We start from the raw sequence: 601 nt of genomic DNA, 5'->3' as shown, positions 1-601 counted from the left end.
GAACGACCGCAAGGAGGAGATCACCAACTACGAGATCAACTCCAAGAAGATAGCTACCGTCTCCAACGGCTATACGGTCACCAAGATGTCGATCGCCGTTGTCGTCAACCAGCAGCGCCTGGCGACCATTCTCGGCAAGGACGCCACGCCCGAGCAGATCGCCAAGCGCGTCGCCGACATCCAGAAAATGGTGGCCTCGGCCACCGGCTTCGACGACAAACGCGGCGACGTCATCGACGTCTCCGCGGTCGAGTTCATCGACGGGCTCGACGGCGAGCCGATCGAGCAGCCGGGCATCATGGCCTCGATCGGGACATATACCGGCACCATGATCAATGCCGGGGCCTTCATCGTCGTGGTGTTCCTGGTCGCCTTCTTCGGCTTGAGGCCGATGGCCGCGGCCCTGACGGCGTCCGCCAAGCCGGCCATCGCCGGCCCGACCTTCGACGAGGTCCAGCGCTCGCTGCCGACGCCCGAGCCCGCGGTGGCGGCGATCGGTTCCGACGGAACCGCCGCGCAGGTCGGCGCGCTGCCGGGCGGCCGCCCGGGCACCACCCCGCTTGACGACCTTCGCCAGAAGATCAGGCCCGCGCCGCAGGAG

The 601-nt window shown here is 67.2% G+C and carries 1 protein-coding gene; it reads left to right on the top strand.

All coding sequences use genetic code 11. The annotated features are described in order from the left end of the window. On the top strand, nt 1–601 hold a 601-nt coding region (locus EN742_RS37015), incomplete at both ends, for a flagellar M-ring protein FliF C-terminal domain-containing protein (RefSeq protein WP_281035072.1).

It is taken from the genome of Mesorhizobium sp. M4A.F.Ca.ET.020.02.1.1, from assembly GCF_004022645.1.
Taxonomy (GTDB): domain Bacteria; phylum Pseudomonadota; class Alphaproteobacteria; order Rhizobiales; family Rhizobiaceae; genus Mesorhizobium.
The sequence above is the reverse complement of the archived record's forward strand: the minus strand, read 5'-3'. Positions and strand labels throughout refer to the sequence as shown.